This is a genomic window from Microbacterium sp. NPDC089189, from assembly GCF_040685095.1.
Classification (GTDB): Bacteria; Actinomycetota; Actinomycetes; order Actinomycetales; family Microbacteriaceae; genus Microbacterium.
Genome location: NZ_JBFBHG010000006.1, coordinates 23,508 through 46,302, shown reverse-complemented (window position 1 = coordinate 46,302; position 22,795 = coordinate 23,508). Strand labels below are relative to the sequence as shown.

Sequence of the window (22,795 nt, the reverse complement as noted above, 5' to 3'; positions counted from 1 at the left end):
CGGGTCGCCGACACCCGGCTCCCGCGGCCGCCCCGGGCGCGCGAGCGCGTCAGGCGCGCGGAGCGTGCCAGCGCTGCTGCGCGGCGAGCAGGCCGTCGGTGACCAGCAGCTCCGCCGCATCCGCCGCGTCCGCGATCAGGATGGGGAGCGTCGGTCGCTCGGCCGCGCCGAACGGGTCGAGCACCCAGTCGGCGGGATCCTGCCGGCCCGGCGGACGACCGATGCCGACGCGGACGCGCGGGAACTCGGGGGTGCCGAGCGCCTTGGCGATGTCGCGCACCCCGTTGTGGCCGCCGTGACCGCCGCCGGTCTTGAGCTTGAGGGTGTCGTAGGGGATGTCGAGCTCGTCGTGGATGACGATCACCCGCTCGGGCGGCAGCGAGTAGAACTTCGCCAGGTTCGCCACGGGTCCGCCCGACACGTTCATGAAGGTGTTCGGCTTGGCGAGGACGAGCTTGTCGGCGCCCGGACGCACCCAGGCCTCGGCGACGCGCGCGTTCGCCTTGTGCACACGGAAGCTCTCGCTCCGGCGGGCCGCGATCTCGTCCACGACCATCTGCCCGACGTTGTGCCGGGTCGCCTCGTAGCGCGGGCCCGGATTGCCGAGCCCCACGATGAGCCACGTCTGCGCCATGCGTCTCTCCTCACCTCCGCCGAAACGGGCCTCACCTCCCCGCCGAAACGGGAGAAATCCCGAGAGCGGACGATCGCCGGGGCGCGTCCTGTTCTCGGGATTTCTCCTGTGACGAAGCGGCAGGTCTTACTCTGCGGCCTCGGCGGACTCTTCGGACTGCTCGGCGGCGACCTCGGCGTCGGCCTCGGCGATCTCGTCCTCGGCGGCCAGCGTGGCGGCGGGCACCGAGATGGCGACGATCAGGACCTCGGGGTCGGTGACCAGCGTCGCGCCCTTGGGCAGCGTCAGGTCGGCCGCGGTGATGTGCGTGCCGTCCTCGAGGCCGTCGACGTCGACCTCGACGTTCTGCGGGATGTGGGTGGCCTCGACCTCGAGCGACACGGTGGTGGCGTCGAGGTTCGCGATCGTGCCCGGGAAGGGCTCGCCCACGACGACGATCGGGATGTCGACGTTGAGCTTCTCACCCTTCTTCACGACCAGGAGGTCGACGTGCTCGATGATCTGACGCACGGGGTCCTTCTGGACATCCTTGACGAGCGCCAGCTGGCCCTTGCCGTCGATCGAGAGCTCGAGCAGCGCGTTGGCGCGACGCAGGATGAGCAGCATCTGGTGGCCGGGCAGGGCCAGGTGCACCGGGTCGGTGCCGTGGCCGTAGAGCACGGCGGGGATCTGGCCGGCGGCGCGCATGCGGCGCGCGAAGCCCTTGCCGAACTGGGTGCGGGTTTCCGCGATGACCTTGTTGTCTTCCGACATGTTTCTTCTCCTTGCGGGCCCACGGGCCCCGATGGGGGTTCGACTCGAACGCGAGCGCGTGAGGAAAGCCGTCGGCCTGCACACCCTCGTCGATAACGGATGCGATGCCGCATCCCTCGCCGAAGTTCGCTCCGAGTGTATCAGCGTGCGCGCTAGCATGAGAAAGCGCGTGCCATCGGTGCGCGAGCACCCGACGAAAGGACCCCCGTGGACGCTCAGCTCGCTTCCGACATCCTCCTCGGAGTCATCGGACTGCTCGCGGCGCTGTCGGCGATCGGCATCGTGGGGGCCTTCTGGTCGCTCGGCCGCTCGAACCACCGACAGGGCTGACCTCCGCACGCTCTCGGGTGCGGGCCGTCGCCCCTGCGCCCGATCACCACGAAGGCGACGTTCCCTTTTCTAGAGGAGTATTCGTGACCGAGGCAGCAGCCAACATCGGAGTCGTCGGACTCGCCGTCATGGGGTCGAACCTGGCCCGCAACCTCGCTTCGCGCGAGGGCAACACGGTGGCGGTGTACAACCGCAGCCACGACAAGACCGAGCACCTGGTCACCGAGCACCCCGAGGCCGGCTTCGTGCCGACCGCCTCGTACGCGGAGTTCGCCGCGTCGCTGCAGAAGCCGCGCACCGCGATCATCATGGTCAAGGCCGGCGGCCCCACCGACGCCGTCATCAACGACCTCGTCGAGGTGTTCGAGCCGGGCGACATCATCGTGGACGGCGGCAACTCGCTGTTCACCGACACCATCCGCCGCGAGAAGGCCGTCCGCGCGACCGGCATCAACTTCGTCGGCATGGGCGTCTCCGGCGGCGAAGAGGGCGCGCTGCTCGGCCCCTCGCTCATGCCCGGCGGCTCGGACGAGTCGTGGACCACGCTCGGCCCCATCCTGCGCTCGATCGCGGCGATCGCCGAGGGCGAGCCCTGCGTGACGCACGTCGGCCACGACGGCGCCGGCCACTTCGTGAAGATGGTGCACAACGGCATCGAGTACGCCGACATGCAGCTCATCGCCGAGGCCTACGACCTCATCCGCCGCGGCACCGGCAAGTCGCCCGCCGAGATCGCGGACGTCTTCGCCGAGTGGAACCGCGGCGAGCTCGAGTCCTACCTGATCGAGATCACCGCCGAGGTGCTGCGCCAGGTCGACGCCGAGACCGGCAAGCCGCTCGTCGACATCATCCTCGACCAGGCCGGCGCCAAGGGCACCGGCGCCTGGACGGTGCAGACCGCACTCGACCTGGGCGTGCCCGTGTCGGGCATCGCCGAGGCGACCTTCGCCCGGTCGCTCTCGAGCCACCCCGAGCAGCGCGAGACCGCGGGCGCCCTGCCCGGACCCGCCGAGGGCTTCACCGCCGAGGACGCCGACGCGTTCATCGAGAAGGTGCGCCTGGCGCTGTACGCCTCGAAGATCGTCGCGTACTCGCAGGGCTTCGACGAGATCCGCGCCGGTGCCGCCCAGTACGGCTGGAACATCGACCTGGGCGCGATCGCCTCGATCTGGCGCGGCGGCTGCATCATCCGCGCACAGTTCCTCAACCGCATCACCGACGCGTACGTCGAGACGCCGGAGCTCCCCGTCCTCATGACGGCGCCGTACTTCGTGGACGTCTTCACGCGGGCGCAGGACGCCTGGCGCGAGATCGTCGCCACCGCGGCGGCCACCGGCATCCCCGCCCCCGCGTTCTCGTCGTCGCTGGCGTACTACGACGGGCTGCGCGCCGAGCGCCTGCCCGCCGCCCTCATCCAGGGCCAGCGCGACTTCTTTGGTGCGCACACCTACAAGCGCATCGACAAGCCGGGCACCTTCCACACCCTGTGGTCGGGCGACCGCACCGAGGTCGAAGCGGTCGACACCCACTGACGATCCCCGTCGACGCCACGAGGGCGGCACCCCATCCGGGTGCCGCCCTCGTGCGTGCGACGGGTGCCCGCCCGGTCAGCGGGTGATGTCGCGCACCGTCCCCCGCTCCAGACGCAGTCGCCGAGTGGCCCGCCGCGCGACGGCCGAGTCGTGGGTGACGACGACGAGGGTGAGCCCGTCGTCGTTCAGCCCCTGCAGGAGCGTCAGGATCTCATCGCGCATGCGCTCGTCCAGGTTCCCGGTCGGCTCGTCGGCCAGCAGCACGCGCGGACGCTTGGCGATCGCGCGGGCGATGGCCACCCGCTGCTGCTGACCGCCCGAGAGCTCACCCGGCCGATGGTCGCCCCGCTCGGCGAGCCCGACGTGCGCGAGGGCCTCGACGACCCGCGCGTCACGGTCCACCCGCGGGATGCCGAGCGGCTCGAGCCCCATGTCGACGTTCTCGGCGGCCGTCAGGGTGGGGATGAGGTTGAAGCCCTGGAACACGAACCCGATCTCGTGCGCCCGCAGGGCACCGAGCCGGGCGTTCGACGCCGTCGCGATGTCGGTGCCGCCCAGCATCACCCGACCGGCGGTCGGACGCTCGAGCGCGCCCAGCACCTGGAGGAACGTGGACTTGCCCCCGCCCGTCGACCCTTGGATCGTGACGAACTCGCCCTGGGCGATGTCGATGTCCACCCCGGTCAGCGCGGTCACCTCCCGCCCCTTCTGACGGTAGGTCTTGGTCACGCCGCTGAGGCGGTAGGCGAGGTCGGCGGTGCCGGCGGCATCCGCGGTCTGCGTGTCGGTGATGGTCATGGCGATGCTCCTGTCGTGGGGATGGATGGGGTCAGCCGATGGCACGGAGCGCCTCGGCGGGGCTGAGCCGGGCGGCACGCCACCCGCCGAACGCGCCGGAGACGAGCCCCGCCAGCACGGCGAGCGCGACGGCGGCGAGGACGATCGTGAGCGAGACGGGTGCGCTCAGCACCACATCGGTCGTCTCCGCCACCGCGGCGAACCCGCCGCCCATGCCGCCGGGGCCGCCCTGCTCGGGTCCCGTCGATTCCGCGGCGCTCGAGATCGTCGGCGACGCGATGTTGATGGCGAGCACGGCGACGAGTCCCAGGGCGACGCCGACGACCCCGCCGATCAGGCTCTGGACGAGCGACTCGCCCGCGACCTGGCCGATGACACGGCGGTTCGACCAGCCGATGGCCTTGAGCGTGCCGAACTCGCGCGTACGCCGCGACACCCCGGAGATCGTGAAGAGCACGGCGAGCGCCACCGCGACCAGGAGGACGAGCACCGACAGCCAGGTGCCGAGGCTCGTGATGAGCGACGACGCGCTGGAGAGCGAACCCGACACGGTCGAGGCGAGGTCGGACTGCGAGCTCACGGTGGCCTCGGGCAGCTCGGCCTGGAGCGCCGCCTGCACCGAGGTGATGGCGTCGGCGGACTCGGCCTGCACGTAGACGGTGGACACGACATCCCCCACGCCCGCGAGGGTCTGCGCGACGTCGAGCGGGATGTAGACGTTCGCCGCGGTGTCCGCGTCGCTCGATGCGGACGCGACGATGCCGACGATCTGCATCTCGGTGCCGCCGACGTCGATGACGCCGCCGACCGACAGCTCGCTCGAGGCCGCGTAGGTGGCGTCGATGACGGCGACGTTCTGCCCGGCATCGTCGGCGCTCAGCTGACGCCCCTCCGAGACCGTCACCGCGGAGAGCGGGCCGACGGTCGCGTCGGCGCTGCTGACGCCGAGCACGGTGAAGGAATCGAGATCGAACGATCCGCCGCCGAAACCGCCGCCACCGCCGCCACCGGACGGCGGCGCCTGCCCCTCGCCGGTCGCGCCGTCGGTCGTGCTGGGCGCCTCGGGCAGCGCGCCCGAGAAGGTGGAGTTGGTGAGCGAGAGCGCGCCGGATGCGGCGGCCACACCGTCGACGCCCGCGATCGTGTCGACCGTCGCCGCGTCGAGCGTGCCGCGCATGAAGTCCGTCATCAGCCGCGACTGGCTCAGCGATGTCGTGCCGTCGTCGGCGGTCTGGCCGGCGTCCTCGTCGAAGTCGAAGCTCGGCCCTCCGCCCTGTCCGGGTTCGGCGGCGGCGCCCGAGACCGTCAGGTCGGTGCCTACCCCGTAGACGGACTCCAGAGCCTGGGCCTGCGCGTCGCGGACACCCGCGGCGAGTGCGTTCACGACGATCACGAGGGCGATCGCGATCGCCAGCCCCGCGGCGACGATGATGGTCTGTTTCTTGCGGCCGGCCAGTTCCCGGCGCAGGTACGTGCTGTACATGGGTCTCCTCTCGGCCCGGAAGAGCCGTCATCCGGAACGTTAGAAATGACGCCGATGCGAACGGCATGGCACGGATATGAGGGCTCTATGGGAGCATGTGACGCATCCGGTGCCGCACCGGCGCGCACTCACAGGTGACGCATAGCCGACGCCATAGAAAGCGCATAGGAACCCGACGCAGAATCGAGGCATGACTTCGATGGCACCCTCACCCGCATTGCACCGCGCGGACGGCACCGCTCCCCGCGTGCTGGTCGTCGACGACGAGCAGATGCTCACCGACCTGCTCTCGATGGCGTTGCGGATGGAGGGCTGGGACGTGCAGACGGCCTCGTCCGGCTTCCAGGCGCTGCAGGCCGCGCGCGATTTCGCGCCCGACGCCATGGTGCTCGACATCATGATGCCGGACCTCGACGGCATGGCCGTGCTGCAGCGTCTGCGCCAGTCGGGCAACGACGTGCCGGTGCTGTTCCTCACCGCGAAGGACGCCGTGGCCGATCGCGTCGCGGGGCTGACCGCGGGGGGTGACGACTACGTGACGAAGCCGTTCAGCCTCGAAGAGGTCGTCGCACGACTGCGCGGGCTCATGCGCCGCGCCGGCACGGCTCAGGCCGGCGACTCCGAGCCGATCCTTCGGGTGGGCGACCTGAGCCTCAACGAGGATAGCCACGAGGTCGACCGGGCGGGCGAGAACATCGAACTGACCGCCACCGAGTTCGAGCTCCTCCGCTACCTCATGCGCAACCAGCGCCGGGTCGTGTCGAAGGCGCAGATCCTCGATCGCGTGTGGAACTACGACTTCGGCGGCCGCTCCAGCGTCGTCGAGCTGTACATCTCCTACCTCCGCAAGAAGATCGATCAGGGGCGCGAGCCGCTCATCCACACCGTGCGCGGCGTCGGATACATGATCAAAGCCCCGCAGTGATGCGCGTCGCCTCCCCCCGCCGGCTCACGCTCCAGGCGCGGCTGATGGTGGCCGTCATCGGCATGGTGGCGGTGATCCTCGGGATCGTGGGTCTGGCGACCGGCACGATCCTCACCTCGATCATGCGCGACAACCTGGACGCGAAGGTGTCGGAGGCCGTCTCGCAGCTGCGCGGGTATCCGACCGACACCGCCGAGGACATCCTCATCGGCGGACGTCAGGAGAGCGGCACCCTCGTGGTGCTGCGCTCGCAGTTCGGCACCGCCTCGGGCGCGTTCGTGGCCGCGGACGAGTCGATCCAGACCCTGACGGATGCGCAGATCACGAGCATCGTCGCCGAGGTCGACCACGTCACGGGCCGTGCGACCGTCACGATTGACGGGCTCGGCGAGTACCGCGCCATCATGAGCGGCAGCTCCAGCGGGCCGTTCGTGCTGGTGGGCCTGCCCACCTCCGAGGTCGCGACGACGCTCGGGCAGATCCTCACCACCGTCGGCTTCGTCACCGTGGGAGGGCTCCTCCTGCTCGGTGTCGTCCTCGCCGTCATCATCCGGCGGAGTCTGCAGCCGCTGCGCGCGGTCGCGGCGACCGCGGAACGCGTGGCGCGCCAGCCGCTGTCCGCCGGCGAGGTCACCATCAGCGAGCGGGTGCCCGCATCCGAGGCCGATGAACGCACCGAGATCGGCCGGGTGGGAGCGGCGCTCAACACCCTGCTCGACCACGTGGGCACCTCTCTCGAGGCACGCCAGCGCAACGAAGAGCGGATGCGGCGCTTCGTGGCCGACGCCAGCCACGAACTGCGCACCCCGCTGGCCTCGATCCGCGGATACTCCGAGCTGTCGCTGCGCGACGCCACCCTCAGCGACAACACGTCGTCGGCCCTCGAACGCATCCAGGCGCAGTCGCTGCGCATGACGACGCTCGTGGAGGATCTGCTGCTGCTGGCCCGTCTCGAAGAGGGTCAGGAGCTGGTCTACGGCGCGGTCGACCTCTCCCGACTCGTCATCGAGGCGGTCGGCGACGCTCAGGCGGCCGGACCCGACCACGTCTGGCAGATCGACCTCGATCCCGAACCCGTCGTCGTCGCCGGCGACGAGGGACGACTCACGCAGGTCATCGCCAACCTCCTCGCGAACGCCCGGACGCACACCCCCGCCGGGACGCATGTCACGGTCTCGATCACGCGCGACGGCACGGACGCCGTGCTGCGCGTGCACGACGACGGCCCCGGCATCGATCCGGCGGTGGCCGACGAACTGTTCGAGCGGTTCGCCCGCGCCGACCGATCGCGGGCGCGGAAGACCGGCGGCACCGGCCTCGGGCTGTCGATCGTGCGGGCGATCGTCGACGCCCACGGCGGCGAGATCTCGGCGCAGTCCACCCCCGGCGACACCACCTTCACCGTGCGGCTGGCGGGGCGTCCGAAAGATCCGGGTCATCGAGCGGACGGGTCCACGACGAAGGACTAGCGTGGTGGTGTGACCACTCCGATCGATGCCACCACCACCGCCGCCTGGACGGAACTGTCCTCGCATCGCGACGCCTTCTCCCCCGACCTCCGGGCCTGGTTCGCCGAAGACCCCGATCGCGTGGGCCGTCTCACGCACACGCTCGGCGACCTCCACGTGGACCTGTCGAAGAACCTCGTGACCGACGATGTCCTCGCGAGCCTCGTGCGCCTGGCCGAGCAGACCGGCGTCGCCGAGCGGTACGCCGAGATGCTCCGCGGCACGCACATCAACACGACCGAGGACCGCGCCGTGCTGCACACGGCGCTGCGCCGCCCGGCGGGCGCGGAGCCCGCCCTCGTCGTCGACGGCCAGCAGATCGACACCGACGTCCAGGAGGTCCTCACGGCGCTGTCGGCCTTCGCGGACCGCGTGCGCAGCGGCGCCTGGACGGGAGTGACGGGCAAGAAGGTCACCCACGTCGTGAACATCGGCATCGGCGGCTCCGACCTGGGGCCCGTCATGGTCTACGAGGCGCTGAAGCCCTATGCCGACGCCGGCATCCAGGCGCGTTTCGTGTCGAACATCGACCCGACGGACATCGCCGAGAAGACCGCGGATCTCGACCCCGCCACGACGCTGTTCATCGTCGCCTCCAAGACGTTCACGACGCTCGAGACCCTCACCAACGCCCGCCTGGCGCGCGACTGGCTCTGGCGGGGCCTGGCCGAGGCCGGCGCCATCGGGGACGACGAGGAGTCGCGGACGGATGCGGTCGCGCACCACTTCGTCGCCGTCTCGACCGCGCTCGACAAGGTCGCGGCCTTCGGCATCGACCCCGCGAACGCCTTCGGGTTCTGGGACTGGGTGGGCGGGCGCTACTCCGTCGACTCGGCCATCGGGCTGTCCCTCGCCATCACGCTGGGCCCGGATGCCTTCCGCGAGCTCCTCGCCGGCTTCCACACCGTCGACGAGCACGTGCGCACCACGCCCCTCGCGCAGAACGTCCCGGTCCTCATGGGGCTGCTGAACGTCTGGTACACCAACTTCCTCGGCGCTCAGTCGCACGCGGTCCTCCCCTACGCGCAGCAGCTGAGCCGTTTCCCGGCCTACCTGCAGCAGCTGACCATGGAGTCCAACGGAAAGTCCGTCCGGTGGGACGGCTCCCCCGTCACCACCGACACGGGAGAGGTCTTCTGGGGCGAGCCCGGGACCAACGGTCAGCACGCGTTCTACCAGCTGATCCACCAGGGCACCCGCCTGATCCCCGCGGACTTCATCGCCGTCGCCAACCCCGCGTACCCGCTGCGCGACGGCGACCGCGACGTGCACGGGCTGTTCCTGGCGAACTTCCTCGCGCAGACCAAGGCGCTCGCCTTCGGCAAGACCGCCGCCGAGGTCGAGGCGGAGGGCACAACGGGAGCCCTGGTCGCCGCGCGGACGTTCGCCGGCAACCGCCCGACGACGTCGATCTTCGCGCCGGCCCTCACGCCGGCCGTGCTCGGTCAGCTCATCGCGCTGTACGAGCACATCACGTTCACACAGGGCGCCGTCTGGGGCATCAACTCGTTCGACCAGTGGGGCGTGGAGCTCGGCAAGCAGCTCGCCCTGCAGATCGCCCCCGCGATCGAGGGCGACGAGGCGGCCTTCGCGGCGCAGGACGCCTCGACCCGCGCCCTGCTCGAGTACTACCGGGCGCACCGCGGCTGAGGCCGCGGTGCCGGGCGCGCTAGATCCAGCCCTTGTCGTGTGCGAGGCGCGCGGCCTCCGCCCTGTTCGCCGCTGAGGTCTTGCCGATCGCGGACGACAGGTGGTTGCGCACGGTGCCCGCCGAGAGGAACACCTCGGCGGCGATGCGCGCGATCGGCCGGCCGTCCGCCGACAGACGCAGCACCTGCTGCTCGCGCTCGGTGAGCGGGTTCGCGCCGTCGAACAGGGAGGCTTCGGCCAGCGCCGAGTCGACGACGCGGAGCCCCGCGTGCACGCGGCGCACCGCGTCGGCGAGTCGTTCGGGCGGTGCGTCCTTCACGATGAACCCGCTCGCGCCGGCATCCAGCGCACCGCGGAGGTAGCCGGGCCTCGCGAAGGTCGTCACGATCAGCACCCGGGTTGCCGGGCTGGCAGCGAGAACCGCGCGCGTCGCCTCGATGCCGTCGGTGCGCGGCATCTGGATGTCCATGAGGCAGACATCGGGGGTGAGCTCCGCCGCCCGGATGCCGGCGGCGTCGCCGTCTCCCGCCTCACCGACCACCACCAGGTCGTCCTCGAGTTCCAGCAGGGCGCCGAGCGCCCCGCGCACGAGCGCCTGATCATCGACCAGCAGCAGACGGATCACCACGTGACGCTCACCCTCGTGCCGCTGGTCGCGAGGTCCTCGACGCGCAGGGTCGCCCCCGCCGCGCTGGCGCGCTCCGCCATCCCCCGGATGCCGTTTCCGACGGCGCCCTTCGCCCCGCGTCCGTCGTCCTCGACGACGACGGTTCCCGGCGCGAGACGGATGTGCACACGGGATCCGTCCGCATGACGCAGGATGTTCGTCGTCGCCTCGCGCACGATCCATCCGGCCGGGAGCGCCTGCGCGGGCGTCAACGCCTCAGCGGCGCCGTCGACCTCGACGGTGAGCCCGGCCGACTCGAGGGTTCTGCGGCTCGCTTCGACCTGGTCGGCGAGCGTCGCACCGCGAAGCCCCGTCACCGTGGCACGGACCCCGGCGATCGCCTCACCGGCGAGCCGGGAGATCTCCTCGAGCTCGGCATGCGCGCGCGCCGGGTCGCGCTCGACGAGGCGCTGGGCGAGCTCGGATTTGAGCTTGATCACCGTGAGCGAATGACCGAGCAGATCGTGCACATCGCGAGCGAGGGTCTCGCGCTCCTCGCTGGTGGCGAGCTGCACGCGCAGCGCGTCGTCCGCGACCGACCGGCTGATCAGCCACGTATTGATGGTGTTGACGACGGCCATCATCACGATGATCGCCAGGATCGTGGCGTGGTACGCGAACCGGTCGGTCACGACGATCACGACGAGCGCGATGCCGATCGCCGCGCCCGTCACCGCCCAGTGCCACGCGCCGCGCAACCCGTAGGAGGCGAACGACATCAGGAACGGGAAGAAGCTCAGCACGCCCGTGTCGATCGCCGGGATCAACAGCGCGACGCACACGACCGACGCCCAGAAGATCGCGAGCACGCTGGGCGCCGGAGGCCCCCACCCCGCCTTCATCCCGAGCACGAAGCCGGTGACGTAGAGCACCGCGAACGCGACGAGCGCTGCCCACCCCAGCACGATCAGCGCGCCCGAGGCGTCCGATTCGAGAAGCGCCAGCACCGGGTAGATCAGGAAGACCATCCAGATGACGGCCATGAGCCATCCCCACCGCGCCCACGGTCCGCCGCTGGCGTGCGCCTTCTCCGCCGCTGCCATCACCCACCGAGCCTATCGAGCGCAGCTCATCGGCGGCGGCGCGAGCGCATCACACCGAGCCGCGCGAGCAGGGCGAACAGACCGGCCCACACGGCCACGTTCAGCAGCACCAGCCAGATCGAGTCCGCGCCGCCCGCCACGAGCGCGCCGTCGGTCGCGGGCCACCGCACGAGCGCGACGAACCCGTACATCGGCGTGAACTTCGCGATGTCGAGCATCACGCCCTCCAGCGGCACGAAGACGTTGCCGAAGAACCCGAAGAAGGTGATCGAGATGGAGGCGAGCGCCGCGGCCGAGTCCGAGTTGAAGGTCAGCCCCACCCCGAGTCCGTAGAGACCGAACATCAGCCCGATCGCGAGGGTGATCGCGGCGGCGGCGAACCAGCGCCACGCGTCGTCGGCTTCGGCACCCGTCAGCATCCCGGCGACGTACACGGCGGCGACGGATGCCGCGGAGAAGGTCACCGCGCTCACGAGCTTGGTCAGCGCGTAGCCGGCGGTCGTCAGCGGCGTCATCGCCAGCTGTCGACCCCAGCCCTGACCGACCTCGGACGCCGCGAGCGAGGTGAGCGAGCTCATGCCGGTCGCCGTGCCGAACGCCCCCATCGACACCATCACGTAGAACGAGACGTTCGCGGTGCCGACGCTCTGCGAGCCGTAGGCCATCCCCGCACCGAACAGCAGGTACATCGCCACCGGCATCGCCAGCGTGAAGGCGAGCGTGTAGGGGTTGCGCAGCTGCCGGATCCCCTCGATGCGGTACAGCGTGGGGGAAAAGGTCATCGACATGATCACGCCTCCGTGAGTGCGGCGAACGCGGATTCGAGGGTGGGCGCGGTGATCTCGAGATCGGTCGCGCCCATCGCGAGCAGGCGTGCAGCGAGGGCATCCGATTCGGCCGTGCGCACGATCAGCCGTCCGCCCTCGACGTCCACGTCGGACACGGCTGCCTCGGCGCGAAGCTCCTCGATGAGCGCCACGCGCCCGACGTCGGCCGGCAGGGTCGCCGATACCGCACGTCCGCCGAGCGAGCCGCGGAGTTCGGCGGTCGCCGCATCCGCGACGATGCTTCCGCGATTCATCACGATCGTGCGCGGCGCGAAGAGCTCCGCTTCTTCGAGGTAGTGGGTCGCGAACAGGATGGTGCGTCCGGCATCGGCGTCGGCGCGCATGACCTCCCAGAAGCGGCGGCGGGAGTTCACGTCCATGCCGGCGGTCGGCTCGTCGAGCACGAGCACATCGGGGTCGGGCACGAGGGCGAGCGCGAACTTCACCCGCTGCTGCTCCCCGCCGGAGCACTTGCCCACCCGACGACGTGCGAGCGCGGTGAGGTCGGCGCGTTCGAGCACCTCGTCGACGCGGTGCGACGCCCGATGGAGACCGGCGATCACCTCGACCGTCTCGCGCACGCTGAGATCGGCGAGCAGCCCGCCGGTCTGCAGCACCGCGCTGAGCCTGCCTGCACCGACTGCCGAGCGAGGGGCGGCGCCGAGCACCGAGATCGTGCCGGCGCTCGGCTCGGCGAGGCCGAGCAGCATGTCGAGGGTCGTCGTCTTGCCCGCGCCGTTGGGACCGAGAAGCGCCACGACCTCGCCCTGCTCGATGCGGAGGCTGACGTCGTCGACCGCGCGGATCCTGGTCTCACCGTGGCCGAACCAGCGCGCGACGCCCGTCACCTCCACGGCCGGAGTCTTCATCTGTGTCATGACTCCAGCGTGACGCCCCGCCGTCGGGCGCACCTCGCCTGAATGTCACCCGCCGCCCATGACGGATGTCACGCGGGTCAGTACCCGGCGAAGGCGTCCGTCGTGATCGAGCGGCTCTTCTCCAGCGCCGGGGCGAGGTCGGCGATGAGCGCCGGCGGCCCCGACACATAGGCGTGCCGCGCGTCCAGATCCGGGACGAAGCGCTCGAGAGCCGCGTGATCGATGCGGATGCCGCCCGCCCACGTCCAGCCGACGGGCAGGTTCTCGGGCTCGTCCTTGGTGAAGACGATCACGGGGACGCCCGACGCGGCGATGTCGTCGCGGAACACGAGCTGCGACGCATCCGAGGCGACGAAGACGAGGACGATGTCGCGGCGCTCGCCCGCGGCCGTCACGTGTCGCAGCTGCGACACGAACGGCGTGACGCCGATGCCCGCGGCCACCATGAGAATCGGGGTCGTGGTCTGCTTCGGCAGGATGAAGTCCCCCCACACGCCCGTCGCCGCGAGCGTCGAACCCGGCTCGACGGCGGCGAGCGCCCGCTTGTAGGAGCTCTGCGATCCGGTGCCGTCGCGGTAGGCGACGCGCACCTCGGGCAGATCCTCCGGCGCCGACACGATGCTGAACTCACGTCGGGTGCCGCGGGCGTCGGCCTTGCGGTGCGGCACATCGAGTTCGAGGTACTGGCCTGCGGTGAACGAGAGCGGTCGAGCCGCACGGAACGTGAGCTCGCGGACCGTCGGCGATGGGGCTCGCGTCGCGACCAGCTGCAACCGCACGGCGTGGCGCAGGCACAGGAGGAACGCCACGAGGTTGCCGATGAGCAGCGCCCGCTCCTGCCCCAGCGTCATGTAGCCGATCGGAATGGGCCAGCCGGCCAGGACGCCGACCACCGCGGCGACGGCGAGCTGTTGCCAGCGTCGCGGCGGGAGCGTGAGCGGCTCGGAGAGCATGAACGCGCCGAGGAAGAGGAACGGCGATGCGGTGATGACCTGGGCGAGCACGACGCCCGCATCCAGCGCCATGCCGGCCTGCTGGTACTGCACGACGACGCGCACCAGGTTGACGGCGATCGCCACGACCAGGAACAGCCCGACGATGCGCACCTTCTCGGTGCGCCACAGCACGGCGAGCCCCAGCAGCAGCACGGGGCCGAACAGGACGGGCGTGCCGACCCACCACGCCGCGCCGCCGATGCCGGCGTCGAGGGGTAGGAGCGCGGCGATCACCGTGACGACGGTCGCACCCACCGCGGCCGGGTTGAAGATGTGGCGGCCGCGCCAGACCAGGAGGTACTTCGACACGGACGCGGCCAGGGCCGCGATCGCGATGCCGACGAGGCCGATGGGCTCGATCGTCGGGCGCAGCACGAACAGCAGGATGCCGGCGGTGATGAACGACGACTCGGCGCGCACCGGCAGGCGCAGGAGGCGTTGCGCTGCCGCATCCGCGCCCACGCTCACGATCACGAGGACCGCCGCCGTCGCCAGCAGCTCCCACGGCGTCGGGACGACGAGCTCGAGGAACGACAGGACGAAGGCGATGAGCGCGAGAAGGCCCAGCGCGGAGAGCACGAGCCGGTACATGGAGACCCGGCCGAGCAGCGCGCCCACCCGATTCCAGGCGCTGATGAACGAGGCGATCATAGGAACAACTCCGCTTTCCGGTCCGGAGACCATTCGACGGTGCCGTCGGTGCGCATCCGCACCCACGACACCCCCCATTCGGCGGCCAGGGCCGGGCCGCCGTCGAAGAACAATGCGGTGGCCGCGGCATCGGCGCGCATGCCGTCGGCGGCCGACGCCCAGGTAGCGGCGATCCGCGTGACGGGCACGCCGGTGCGGGCATCGAGCACGTGGTGGAGTCCCTCGCCCCAGGCGCGCCGGTTGGTGGCCGAGGCGCAGAGCGCCCCGTCCGAGACCTCCATGACCCCGATCGCACGGCGGGGGTCGTAGGGGTGCTCGAGCCCCACGCGGAGGGTGCGCCCGCTCACGACGATGTCGCCTCCGGCATCCACGACGAGCGGACCCGTCGCGGACCCGGCGACGACGTCGGCGACGATATCGGCGAGGCGCCCCTTGCCGAGCGCGCCGACGTCGATCGTCGCCGGTTGCGCGAGCCCGAGGGTGTCGGCGTCCCACCGCACGATCTGCTGCCAGTCAGCGGGGGCGGCCGCAGCGCCCCGGTCGACGAACGAGTACCCCGCGTCGTAGCCGCGGCGCGCCAGGCTGTCGCCGACGAGCGGGTTGACCGCTCCCCCGGTGGCATCGGAGAGCGCGGCGTACAGCGCGAGCATGTCGGCCGTGTCAGCGGGGGCCGTCACCGTGCCGCCCTGCCGCGCCAGCAGGCCGACCGTCGAGTCCTCGCGGAAGCGCGACCACGACAGATCGAATCCGTCGATCGCCCGCGAGACCGCCGCGCGCGCCGATGCATCGAGCGGCGCGGCGGTCTCGATCTCCCAGCGGGTGCCGATCGCGTCGAACCGCCAGGTGTCGGTCATCAGACCGCTGCTTCGGACTTGATCTCCTCGATCGCCTGGTTGAAGCCGCCGCTCGTGAGCGACGAGCCCGCGACGCGATCGACCGAGATGTCGTCGATGCTCTGGCCCACGACCTCGCCGGAGATGCCGCCGATGAACTCGGACTGGTACTGCTGCGACTCGCGGGCCTGCGGGTCTCCGGTCACCTCGACGTCGGTGATGACGTCGCCCTCGAGGGTGACGGTGACCGAGATCGTCTCGACCGATTCGGGGGTCTGGTAGGTGCCCTCGGCCGTGTAGGTGCCGTCGGCGTAGGAGCCGGAACCGGTCGCGGCGTCGCTGGACGCGGCGGGCGTGGAGGCGGCGGTGGACTGCGGGGCGGACGTAGCGTCGGACTCGGTGGTGGCTGCCGTGTCGGTCGCGCAGCCGGCGAGCGCGAAGGCGCCGGCGACCCCGACGAGGGCAGCGGTGGTGCGGACGGGGCGGGGTACGGCGTTGGTGCGGATCATGACGGTCCTCCTGGATGCGGTGCCTCGCGGCGACGGCCGACGGTGTCGGTCACGTCCCTCGCGCTGTCGGTGCCGCCGCGATGTATGCGGCGACATGGACGATCCTGACCGAGCCACTTTTGCGTCACCTTTGAATCTGCTCTCGCCTTGCCGACTGTGACCGCTCGCGCCCGGAAACGACTGTTGCCCGCCGGCGAGGCCGACGGGCAACAGGGAGGAGCGTGCGATCAGGCGGCGCCGTCGAACATGCTCGTGACCGAGCCGTCCTCGAAGACCTCGCGGATCGCGCGCCCGAGGAGGGGGGCGATGGGCAGCACCGTCAGCCCGGGGAAGCGCTTCTCATCGGGCAGCGGCACCGTGTCGGTCACCACGACCTCGTCGATCGAGGCGTCCTGCAGCCGGTCGACGGCCGGGTGGCTGAAGATCGCGTGCGTCGCCGCGACGATGACGCGCTCGGCGCCGCTCGCCTTCAGCGCCTGCGCGGCCTTCACGATCGTGCCGCCCGTGTCGATCATGTCGTCGACGAGCAGGCACACGCGCCCCTCGACCGAACCGACGATCTCGTTGACCGTGACCTGGTTGGCGACGTTCGGGTCGCGACGCTTGTGGATGATGGCCAGCGGCGCACCCAGGCTGTCCGACCAGGTGTCGGCCACGCGCACGCGGCCGGTGTCGGGCGAGACGACCGTGAGCTTCTCGCGGTCTTCGGGGCTGAGCGTCTTCTCGAAGTGCTCGAGCAGCACGGGCTTGGCGAAGAGGTGGTCGACGGGACCGTCGAAGAAGCCCTGGATCTGCGCGGCGTGCAGGTCGACGCTCATGACGCGGTCGGCGCCGGCGGTCTTCATGAGGTCGGCGACGAGCCGGGCGCTGATGGGCTCGCGGCCACGGCCCTTCTTGTCCTGACGCGAGTACGGGAAGTACGGCGCGACGACGGTGATCCGCTTGGCGGATGCGCGCTTGGCGGCATCCAGCATGATCAGCATCTCCATGATCCACTCGTTGACCGGGGGGCCGAACGACTGGATGAGGAAGAAGTCGCAGCCGCGGATCGAGACCTCGAACCGGGTCAGGATCTCGCCGGAGGCGAAGGTGCGGTACTCGGTGGGCACGAGTTCCGTGCCCAACTGCTCCGCGACCGCCGCCGAGAGTTCGGGGTGCGAGCGTCCGCCCGCGACCACGAGCCGCTTCTTGGTCTTCGCCACGAGTCCGGGGGCGATTCCGCGCTCCCGGTCGAGGTCAACCTTCTTGTCTTTGCGTGCCATGGCCCGTTTCCTGTGCCGTCCGTGCGTTCTCCGCCGCTGTTGCGGCGGCCGTGCCCGGCCTGTTGTTCTCGACCCATCCCTCGATGTTGCGCTGAGGGGCGACGCTGAGGGCCAGGGCGCCGGCCGGAACATCCTTGCGGATCACGGCTCCGGCACCGGTTTTCGCGCCGTCTCCGATTCTAACCGGCGCGACGAACACGTTGTGCGAGCCGGTGTGCACTTCGTCGCCGATCTCGGTGCGGTGCTTGGTGACGTCGTCGTAGTTCGCGGTGATGGCGCCCGCGCCGAGGTTCACGCCACGACCGATCGTGGTGTCGCCCACGTACGACAGGTGGGGAACCTTGCTGTCCTCGCCGATCTGCGAGTTCTTGACCTCGACGAAGGTGCCCACCTTGGCGCCCGCGGCGAGGGTCGCCCCGGGGCGGAGGTACGAGAAAGGACCGACGCTCGCGCGCGGCCCGATGACGGCGAGGGTCGCGTCGGTACGACGGACGACCGCGTCCTCCCCCACCTCGCAGTCGGTGAGGCTCGTGTCGGGGCCGATGACCGCGCCCGCCGCGATCGAGGTGGCCCCCAGGATGTAGCTGCCGGGCAGCACGGTCACGTCGGGGGCGAGCGAGGCGTCCACGTCGATCCAGGTCGCGGCGGGGTCGAGGATCGATGCTCCCGCGAGCTGCCAGCGACGCACGGTCCGGGCGTTCAGGAGCCGCGCGGCCTCGGCCAGCTGCACGCGGTCGTTCACGCCGAGAGCGGCCGCCGGGTCGGGTGCCTGGCCGACGGCGATGCGCTCACCCGAGCGTCGGGCGAGCCCCACGACATCCGTCAGGTACTTCTCGCCCTGCGCGTTGGCCTGGCCGACGTCGGGAAGGTGGCGACGCAGCGCGTCCGCGCGGAAGACGTAGACACCCGCGTTGATCTCGGCGACCTCTGCCTCGTGATCGGTGGCGTCCTTCTGCTCGACGATGCGCTCGACGTCGCCCGAGGCATCGCGGAGCACCCGCCCGTAGCCGGTCGGATCGGCCAGCACCGCGCTCAGCAGCGTCACCGCCGCGTCGCGGCCGCGGTGGGTCGCGACGAGGCCTTCCAGGGTCGCCACCTCGAGGAGCGGAACGTCGCCGCTGAGCACCAGGACGTCGCCGGCGAAGTCGCCGAGTCCCGCCAGCCCCAGCTCGACCGCGCGTCCGGTGCCCGGGATCTCGTCCTGGTCGACGACGACGGCCTCGGGGGTCGAGCGTCCCACGGCCTCGGCGACCCGGTCGCGCTCGTGCCGGACGACGACCGCGATCCGCACGGGTGCGAGCGCCTGCGCCGTGGCCAGCACGTGGCCGACGAGCGGGCGTCCGCCGATCGGATGCAGCACCTTGGGCAGCCGGGAGCGCATGCGCGTTCCCTGGCCTGCGGCCAGCACGATCACGGCAAGGGGGGTCGTTCCGGTTTCCGACATGCTCCGCCGCCAGGATTCGAACCTGGACCTAACAGCTCCAAAGGCTGTCGTGCTGCCGTTACACCACGGCGGACCGCCGCCACGACCCGCGAGGCGACCGCTCCAGTCTGCCATCTCGCGCCTGCTCGCACCGGCGCGCCGAGACCTCGATAATGGGCTCATGGCGCACGAGTCCGACGAGGTCGACCGCATCGTCGGATCGTGGACCGCGCAGCGGCCCGACCTCGACTTCTCCCCCCTCGAGGTCCTGTCGCGCGTCGACCGCCTCTCGCGCCACCTCGACCGCGCCCGCCGTGACGCGTTCCGCCGCAGCGACCTCGAGTCATGGGAGTGGGATGTGCTGTCGGCGCTCCGCCGCTCGGGCGAGCCGTTCCAGCTGAGCCCCAAGCAGCTGCTGCTGCAGACCCTGGTCTCCAGCGGCACCATGACCAACCGCATCGACCGGCTCGTCGCGCGACGCCTCGTGCACCGCGAGGCCGACCCGGCCGACGGGCGCAGCGTGCTGGTGACGCTGACCGAGGACGGCCGCATCCGCGTCGATGCGGCCATCACCCGCCTGGTCGACGCCGAGGCCCTGCTGCTGCAGCGTCTCTCGCGCGGCGACCGCGACCGTCTTGCGGGACTGCTCCGCAAACTCTCCCTGGGATTCGATCGATGACCGCAGACACCCCGGCCGCCCGTCCGACCCGCACCCGGCGCGAGGCGGTGTCGCACTGGGTGGATGTGCGCTTCCGCTCGGCCACCGCGATCTACGGCCTCATCGTCTTCACCGCCTTCATCACGATCGCCTCGGACGAGACCGACGACGACGGCAACCTCATCGACGCGGCCGACATCCTGTGGGACGCGGTGCCGGCGCTGCTCATCTTCTACGCGGCGCACGTGTTCGCCCACACCCTGACCGATCACGGGGAGCACGGCTTCGGCCGCTCCCTGCTGCACGCGCTCCGGCACTCCTCGGGCATGCTGTGGGCGGCGCTGCCCTCGATCATCATCCTGGTCATCGGCTCGTTCACCCACATGAGCGGCGACGACGCGTACCGCTTCTCGTCGTGGGCGGCGGTGGCCATGCTCACCGTGCTCGGATACGCGGCCTACAGCCGTCGCGGTTCACCCGTCGTCATCCGCGTGCTGGGCGGGCTCGGCACGGGCGTGCTCGGCTTCGCGATCATCATCCTCGAGTACGCGCTGCACTGACCTCGCCGCCGACCGCCCGCATCTGGCCTAGCCTGGACGGGATATGGCGCATCTTCTCGGGGCTGAGGCCCTGCACCTGGAATTCCCGACCAAAGTCGTCTTCGACTCCGTCTCGCTCGGCGTGAACGAAGGCGATCGCATCGGCATCGTCGGCCGCAACGGCGACGGCAAGTCGAGCCTGCTCGCGATGCTCGCGGGGCGACTCGAACCCGACGCCGGCCGCGTGACCGTGCGCGGCGGCGTGACGATCGGCGTTCTCGACCAGGCCGACACCCTCGTCGACGGGCGCACCGTCGGCTTCTCGGTCGTCGCCGACCGCCCCGAGCACGAGTGGGCGGGCGACCCGAAGGTACGTGACGTCATCGCGGGCCTGCTCGGCGACCTCGACTGGGACGCCGACGTCGCCACCCTCTCGGGCGGCCAGCGTCGCCGCGTCTCGCTCGCCGCGCTCCTCGCCGGCGACTGGGACGTCATCGCGCTCGACGAGCCGACCAACCATCTGGATGTCGAGGCGATCGCCTGGCTCGCCGCGCACCTCAAGCGCCGGTGGGCGCCCAGCGCCGGCGGGATGCTCGTCGTCACGCACGACCGATGGTTCCTCGACGAGGTCTGCACCGTCACGTGGGAGGTCCACGACCGCATCGTCGAGCCGTTCGACGGCGGTTACGCGGCCTACATCCTGCAGCGGGTCGAGCGCGACCGCCAGGCCGCAACGATCGAGGCGAAGCGCCAGAACCTGGCGCGCAAGGAGCTCGCGTGGCTGCGCCGCGGCGCCCCCGCCCGCACCGCCAAGCCGAAGTTCCGCATCGACGCGGCGAACGAGCTGATCGCCGACGTCCCCGAGATCCGGGACGCGGTGAGCCTCCGCTCGCTCGCCGTGTCACGACTCGGCAAGGACGTCGTCGACATCCTCGACGTGTCGGTCTCGTACGACGAGCGCGAGGTGCTGCGCGACATCGAGTGGCGCATCGCCCCCGGCGAGCGCACGGCGGTGCTCGGCGTCAACGGCGCCGGCAAGTCGACGCTGCTGGGGCTCATCTCCGGCATCCTCGAGCCCACGACCGGTCGGGTCAAGCGCGGCAAGACCGTGCAGGTCGCGACTCTCTCGCAGCGGATGGACGAGCTCGACCAGCATCTGGCCTCGCCCGTGCGCATCGTGCTGGACGGCTTGCGCACGACCTACACGTTCGGCGCCGGCTCGAAGGCGCAGGAGCTCACCCCCGGACAGCTGCTCGAGCGCCTCGGCTTCGCCAGCGCGCAGCTCTCCACCCCGGTGAAGGACCTCTCGGGTGGCCAGAAACGCCGCCTGCAGCTGTTGCTCGTGCTGCTGTCGCAGCCCAACGTCCTGATCCTCGACGAGCCGACCAACGATCTCGACACCGACATGCTCGCCGCCCTCGAGGACCTCCTGGACTCGTGGCCGGGCACCCTGATCGTCGTCTCGCACGACCGGTACTTCCTCGAACGCGTGACCGACCAGCAGTACGCGATCCTCGACGGACGCCTGCGGCACCTTCCGGGCGGCGTCGAGGAGTACCTCACGCTGCGCGCCGACCAGCCCCGGGGCACCGGCGCCGAGCGGCAGCGTCCGAGCGGCGGCGCCGCCGCATCCCCCGGCCTCTCGGGCGCCGACCGCCGCACCGCCGAGAAGGAGGTGGCGGCCATCGACCGGCGCCTCACGAAGGTGCAGAGCGAGATCGTGACGCTCGATGCGAAGTTCGCCACCGCGCACGACGACTACGACGCCCTGCAGGCCCTGCAGCGCCGCCGCGACGAGCTGGTGGCCGAGACCGCGACCCTCGAGGAGCGCTGGCTCGAACTCGGCGAGATCCTCGACGCCTGACCGCGCACCCGGGGACCCGCACGGCCGCCCCGGCGCGCCGTGCGGACAACGCAGACGGGCCCCCGGAGCGGTGCGCTCCGGGGGCCCGTCGTCGTGCGGGGTGGGTCAGCTCAGACCGTTCTCCTCGAGCCACTGCGTGGCGATCTCGGCGGGCGAGAGCTGGTCTTCCGTGCTCTGCACGTTCAGGGCGACGAGGCCCTCGGGCGTGAGCTTGGCGCTGACGGCGTTGATGACGTCGGCGACCTCGGCGGCGACCGAGGAGTTAACGACGGGCACGACGTTCGAGGCGAGGAACAGGCCCTCGGGGTCCTCGAGGACGACGAGGTCCTGCGTCTGGATGCGGGGGTCGGCCGTGTACACGTTGGCGATGTTCACGGTGCCGGCGACGAGGTCCTCGACCGTGGTGTCACCGGTCGGCGAGAAGCCGACCTCGACGCCGTAGGTCGCCGCCAGGCCGTCGGGGCCGTAGGGGCGCTCGGCGAGCTCGGCCGGGCCGCCCAGGGTGAGCGGCACGTCGACGTTCGCGAGGTCCGCGATGGTCGTGAGGTTGTACTGCTCGGCGAACGCCGCGGTGACCGTGTAGGAGTCCTGGTCGCTCGCGGTGGACTGGTCGAGCACCTCGAGGCCCTCGGGGAGCGCGCCCGGCAGCGCGGCGTAGACGTCGTCGGCGGTGCGGGCCGTCGTGTCTTCGTCGAAGAACTGCAGGAGGTTGCCGGAGTACTCGGGGAACAGGCTCACCTCGCCGCTCTCGAGGAGCGGGATGTAGGCGTCGCGCTGGCCGATGTTGAACTGGCGCTCGACCTCGACGCCGGCGCCCTCGAGCGCCTGGGCGTAGATCTCGGCGATGATCTCGTTCGAGTAGTAGGCCTGCGAACCGACGACGACGGCGCCGTCCGATCCGCCGGATGCGGCCGTCTCCTCGTTGTCCAACGGGTTGCTCGACGAGCAGCCCGCGATCGCGAGAGCGGCGATCGCCAGGCCGGCGAAGCCGACCAGGCCCTTCCTGGTGCGTGCTGTGAACATGGGTTCCTCT

General features: G+C 71.0%; 22 protein-coding genes and 1 tRNA gene. 8 read left to right on the top strand and 15 right to left on the bottom strand.

The window, feature by feature from the left end:
• Nucleotides 1-49: 49 nt before the first annotated feature.
• A complete protein-coding gene (pth, locus tag AB0N73_RS04990; protein ID WP_363560993.1) occupies nucleotides 50-634 on the bottom strand; it encodes an aminoacyl-tRNA hydrolase in 585 nt (194 codons plus the stop codon).
• A gap of 126 nt (nucleotides 635-760) precedes the next feature.
• On the bottom strand, nucleotides 761-1,387 hold the full coding sequence (locus tag AB0N73_RS04985) for a 50S ribosomal protein L25/general stress protein Ctc (RefSeq protein ID WP_363560991.1): 627 nt from the start codon (nucleotides 1,385-1,387) through the stop codon (nucleotides 761-763).
• A 207-nt stretch (nucleotides 1,388-1,594) separates the two neighbouring features.
• Between AB0N73_RS04985 and AB0N73_RS04980 the strand changes: the two genes are divergently transcribed.
• Both AB0N73_RS04980 and gndA read left to right on the top strand, forming a co-directional pair.
• Nucleotides 1,595-1,717 (top strand): hypothetical protein, encoded by a 123-nt coding sequence (locus AB0N73_RS04980; RefSeq protein WP_363560989.1) that lies wholly within the window; start codon nucleotides 1,595-1,597, stop codon nucleotides 1,715-1,717.
• A gap of 83 nt (nucleotides 1,718-1,800) precedes the next feature.
• Nucleotides 1,801-3,249 (top strand): NADP-dependent phosphogluconate dehydrogenase, encoded by a 1,449-nt coding sequence (gene gndA / locus AB0N73_RS04975; protein WP_363560987.1) that lies wholly within the window; start codon nucleotides 1,801-1,803, stop codon nucleotides 3,247-3,249.
• 75 nt (nucleotides 3,250-3,324) lie between these two features.
• Here the strand turns inward: gndA and AB0N73_RS04970 are convergent, their stop codons facing one another.
• Nucleotides 3,325-4,047: an ABC transporter ATP-binding protein gene (locus AB0N73_RS04970; RefSeq protein WP_363560985.1), complete on the bottom strand. Its 723-nt coding sequence runs from the start codon at nucleotides 4,045-4,047 to the stop codon at nucleotides 3,325-3,327.
• Nucleotides 4,048-4,078: 31 nt separating this feature from the next.
• Complete coding sequence (locus AB0N73_RS04965) at nucleotides 4,079-5,530, bottom strand: ABC transporter permease (RefSeq protein WP_363560983.1); 1,452 nt, start codon at nucleotides 5,528-5,530, stop codon at nucleotides 4,079-4,081.
• A 190-nt stretch (nucleotides 5,531-5,720) separates the two neighbouring features.
• Between AB0N73_RS04965 and AB0N73_RS04960 the strand changes: the two genes are divergently transcribed.
• Genes AB0N73_RS04960 through pgi form a run of 3 tightly spaced genes read left to right on the top strand, consistent with a single transcriptional unit; the run spans nucleotide 5,721 to nucleotide 9,613 of the window.
• On the top strand, nucleotides 5,721-6,455 hold the full coding sequence (locus AB0N73_RS04960) for a response regulator transcription factor (RefSeq protein ID WP_363560981.1): 735 nt from the start codon (nucleotides 5,721-5,723) through the stop codon (nucleotides 6,453-6,455).
• Entirely contained in the window at nucleotides 6,455-7,924 is a 1,470-nt protein-coding gene (locus AB0N73_RS04955) for an ATP-binding protein (protein ID WP_363560979.1), read from the top strand. Before AB0N73_RS04960 ends, AB0N73_RS04955 begins: the two co-directional genes overlap by 1 nt.
• A gap of 9 nt (nucleotides 7,925-7,933) precedes the next feature.
• Nucleotides 7,934-9,613 carry a glucose-6-phosphate isomerase gene (gene pgi, locus AB0N73_RS04950; RefSeq protein WP_363560977.1) on the top strand — a complete coding sequence of 560 codons (1,680 nt, stop codon included), beginning with the start codon at nucleotides 7,934-7,936 and terminating at the stop codon, nucleotides 9,611-9,613.
• A gap of 19 nt (nucleotides 9,614-9,632) precedes the next feature.
• Here pgi and AB0N73_RS04945 read toward each other — a convergent pair whose 3' ends face one another.
• The 10 genes from AB0N73_RS04945 to AB0N73_RS04900 form a co-directional block, all read right to left on the bottom strand.
• A complete protein-coding gene (locus AB0N73_RS04945; protein ID WP_363560975.1) occupies nucleotides 9,633-10,238 on the bottom strand; it encodes a response regulator transcription factor in 606 nt (201 codons plus the stop codon).
• Entirely contained in the window at nucleotides 10,235-11,323 is a 1,089-nt protein-coding gene (locus AB0N73_RS04940; RefSeq protein ID WP_363561179.1) for a sensor histidine kinase, read from the bottom strand. Before AB0N73_RS04940 ends, AB0N73_RS04945 begins: the two co-directional genes overlap by 4 nt.
• 26 nt (nucleotides 11,324-11,349) lie before the next feature.
• Nucleotides 11,350-12,105: an ABC transporter permease gene (locus tag AB0N73_RS04935; RefSeq protein ID WP_363560973.1), complete on the bottom strand. Its 756-nt coding sequence runs from the start codon at nucleotides 12,103-12,105 to the stop codon at nucleotides 11,350-11,352.
• A gap of 8 nt (nucleotides 12,106-12,113) precedes the next feature.
• Nucleotides 12,114-13,019, bottom strand: coding sequence for an ABC transporter ATP-binding protein (locus AB0N73_RS04930; protein WP_363561177.1), 906 nt, complete (start codon nucleotides 13,017-13,019; stop codon nucleotides 12,114-12,116).
• Between the two features lie 86 nt (nucleotides 13,020-13,105).
• Nucleotides 13,106-14,674, bottom strand: a complete 1,569-nt coding sequence (locus AB0N73_RS04925) for a flavodoxin reductase (RefSeq protein WP_363560971.1) — start codon at nucleotides 14,672-14,674, stop codon at nucleotides 13,106-13,108.
• Nucleotides 14,671-15,528: an FAD:protein FMN transferase gene (locus AB0N73_RS04920; protein WP_363560969.1), complete on the bottom strand. Its 858-nt coding sequence runs from the start codon at nucleotides 15,526-15,528 to the stop codon at nucleotides 14,671-14,673. Before AB0N73_RS04920 ends, AB0N73_RS04925 begins: the two co-directional genes overlap by 4 nt.
• Nucleotides 15,528-16,016 (bottom strand): FMN-binding protein, encoded by a 489-nt coding sequence (locus AB0N73_RS04915; protein WP_363560967.1) that lies wholly within the window; start codon nucleotides 16,014-16,016, stop codon nucleotides 15,528-15,530. The genes AB0N73_RS04920 and AB0N73_RS04915 overlap by 1 nt, the downstream gene beginning before the upstream one ends.
• A gap of 227 nt (nucleotides 16,017-16,243) precedes the next feature.
• Complete coding sequence (locus AB0N73_RS04910) at nucleotides 16,244-17,278, bottom strand: ribose-phosphate diphosphokinase (protein ID WP_363560965.1); 1,035 nt, start codon at nucleotides 17,276-17,278, stop codon at nucleotides 16,244-16,246.
• Complete coding sequence (gene glmU, locus AB0N73_RS04905) at nucleotides 17,253-18,722, bottom strand: bifunctional UDP-N-acetylglucosamine diphosphorylase/glucosamine-1-phosphate N-acetyltransferase GlmU (protein ID WP_363560963.1); 1,470 nt, start codon at nucleotides 18,720-18,722, stop codon at nucleotides 17,253-17,255. The genes AB0N73_RS04910 and glmU overlap by 26 nt, the downstream gene beginning before the upstream one ends.
• 1 nt (nucleotide 18,723) lies before the next feature.
• Nucleotides 18,724-18,795, bottom strand: a tRNA-Gln gene (locus AB0N73_RS04900).
• Nucleotides 18,796-18,882: 87 nt separating this feature from the next.
• Between AB0N73_RS04900 and AB0N73_RS04895 the strand changes: the two genes are divergently transcribed.
• From AB0N73_RS04895 to AB0N73_RS04885, 3 genes are read left to right on the top strand one after another with little or no spacing between them, the layout of a single operon-like run.
• The gene (locus tag AB0N73_RS04895) at nucleotides 18,883-19,380 is read left to right on the top strand and encodes a MarR family transcriptional regulator (protein ID WP_363560961.1); all 498 of its coding nucleotides are present in this window, start codon (nucleotides 18,883-18,885) and stop codon (nucleotides 19,378-19,380) included.
• A complete protein-coding gene (locus AB0N73_RS04890; RefSeq protein ID WP_363560959.1) occupies nucleotides 19,377-19,919 on the top strand; it encodes a hypothetical protein in 543 nt (180 codons plus the stop codon). Before AB0N73_RS04895 ends, AB0N73_RS04890 begins: the two co-directional genes overlap by 4 nt.
• 43 nt (nucleotides 19,920-19,962) lie before the next feature.
• Entirely contained in the window at nucleotides 19,963-21,762 is a 1,800-nt protein-coding gene (locus tag AB0N73_RS04885; protein ID WP_363560957.1) for an ABC-F family ATP-binding cassette domain-containing protein, read from the top strand.
• Nucleotides 21,763-21,867: 105 nt separating this feature from the next.
• On the opposite strand, the gene AB0N73_RS04880 is transcribed toward AB0N73_RS04885, so the two are convergent.
• The gene (locus AB0N73_RS04880) at nucleotides 21,868-22,785 is read right to left on the bottom strand and encodes an ABC transporter substrate-binding protein (protein ID WP_363560955.1); all 918 of its coding nucleotides are present in this window, start codon (nucleotides 22,783-22,785) and stop codon (nucleotides 21,868-21,870) included.
• Between the last annotated feature and the right edge of the window lie 10 nt (nucleotides 22,786-22,795).

Excerpts from the sequence above, each read along its gene's own strand:
- AB0N73_RS04960 (WP_363560981.1), top strand. The coding sequence starts at position 5,721 with ATGACTTCGATGGCACCCTCACCCGCATTGCACCGCGCGGACGGCACC.
- AB0N73_RS04915 (WP_363560967.1), bottom strand. The coding sequence starts at position 16,016 with ATGATCCGCACCAACGCCGTACCCCGCCCCGTCCGCACCACCGCTGCC.
- AB0N73_RS04970 (WP_363560985.1), bottom strand. The coding sequence starts at position 4,047 with ATGACCATCACCGACACGCAGACCGCGGATGCCGCCGGCACCGCCGAC.
- AB0N73_RS04910 (WP_363560965.1), bottom strand. The coding sequence starts at position 17,278 with ATGGCACGCAAAGACAAGAAGGTTGACCTCGACCGGGAGCGCGGAATC.
- AB0N73_RS04890 (WP_363560959.1), top strand. The coding sequence starts at position 19,377 with ATGACCGCAGACACCCCGGCCGCCCGTCCGACCCGCACCCGGCGCGAG.
- AB0N73_RS04940 (WP_363561179.1), bottom strand. The coding sequence starts at position 11,323 with ATGGCAGCGGCGGAGAAGGCGCACGCCAGCGGCGGACCGTGGGCGCGG.
- AB0N73_RS04955 (WP_363560979.1), top strand. The coding sequence starts at position 6,455 with ATGCGCGTCGCCTCCCCCCGCCGGCTCACGCTCCAGGCGCGGCTGATG.
- AB0N73_RS04885 (WP_363560957.1), top strand. The coding sequence starts at position 19,963 with ATGGCGCATCTTCTCGGGGCTGAGGCCCTGCACCTGGAATTCCCGACC.
- AB0N73_RS04880 (WP_363560955.1), bottom strand. The coding sequence starts at position 22,785 with ATGTTCACAGCACGCACCAGGAAGGGCCTGGTCGGCTTCGCCGGCCTG.
- AB0N73_RS04985 (WP_363560991.1), bottom strand. The coding sequence starts at position 1,387 with ATGTCGGAAGACAACAAGGTCATCGCGGAAACCCGCACCCAGTTCGGC.
- AB0N73_RS04925 (WP_363560971.1), bottom strand. The coding sequence starts at position 14,674 with ATGATCGCCTCGTTCATCAGCGCCTGGAATCGGGTGGGCGCGCTGCTC.
- pth (WP_363560993.1), bottom strand. The coding sequence starts at position 634 with ATGGCGCAGACGTGGCTCATCGTGGGGCTCGGCAATCCGGGCCCGCGC.
- AB0N73_RS04930 (WP_363561177.1), bottom strand. The coding sequence starts at position 13,019 with ATGAAGACTCCGGCCGTGGAGGTGACGGGCGTCGCGCGCTGGTTCGGC.
- AB0N73_RS04920 (WP_363560969.1), bottom strand. The coding sequence starts at position 15,528 with ATGACCGACACCTGGCGGTTCGACGCGATCGGCACCCGCTGGGAGATC.
- AB0N73_RS04965 (WP_363560983.1), bottom strand. The coding sequence starts at position 5,530 with ATGTACAGCACGTACCTGCGCCGGGAACTGGCCGGCCGCAAGAAACAG.
- glmU (WP_363560963.1), bottom strand. The coding sequence starts at position 18,722 with ATGTCGGAAACCGGAACGACCCCCCTTGCCGTGATCGTGCTGGCCGCA.
- AB0N73_RS04895 (WP_363560961.1), top strand. The coding sequence starts at position 18,883 with ATGGCGCACGAGTCCGACGAGGTCGACCGCATCGTCGGATCGTGGACC.
- AB0N73_RS04935 (WP_363560973.1), bottom strand. The coding sequence starts at position 12,105 with ATGACCTTTTCCCCCACGCTGTACCGCATCGAGGGGATCCGGCAGCTG.